A 587-nucleotide genomic window follows, 5' to 3' on the forward strand; every position below is an offset into this window, starting at 1 on the left:
TAGCGAGCCAGATACTGCAGCGCCTCCTGGCCCCGGCCGACACGCTCGCAATGCGCCACCCAACGCTTGGGCGTAATGTGCACACCGAGTCCGGCGTCGTGAAGGGCCTTTAAGAACGCACCCCGGAACGCGGCGGCCAGCGCCCGGCCATTGAACAGGTAGCGGCCTTGGACCTTACGCCACTGGCGTCGCGTTCGATCCAGCGCGCCGCCGGGCACCACAATGTGCACGTGCGGATGGTAGTCCAGTCGACGAGTGTGGGTGTGCAGCACCGCGCACAACCCGAGTACGGAGCCCATGCTCGGATCGTTTTTAGCGAAGGTCCTGAGGGTCTCGACAGCGTGTCGCATCAGGAGTCCGTAAACGGTTTTCCGGTGTGTGCGAGCCAACCCTCTGAGTTCATACGGCAGAGTGAAGGTCACCATGTAATAGTGAACGGGCAACTGCTTTTGCCGCTGGCGCTCCAACCACTGCTCGGTGCTCTGATTCTGGCACTGGTTGCAGAAGCGGTGACCACAGGAGCGGAGCGTGCTGGCTGACTGAGGGCAGTCCCGGCAGCCCCACAGCAGGTCGCCATAAGGCCCCTG

At 63.2% G+C, this 587-nt stretch carries 1 protein-coding gene; it reads right to left on the reverse strand.

The genetic code is table 11. The annotated features are described in order from the left end of the window. Positions 1 to 587 (reverse strand): IS91 family transposase (locus AAE514_RS18520; protein ID WP_347333045.1); only part of this gene is annotated, 587 nt, incomplete at both ends.

The sequence above is a fragment of the Marinimicrobium locisalis genome (assembly GCF_039822625.1).
GTDB classification, from domain to species: Bacteria; Pseudomonadota; Gammaproteobacteria; order Pseudomonadales; family Cellvibrionaceae; genus Marinimicrobium; species Marinimicrobium locisalis.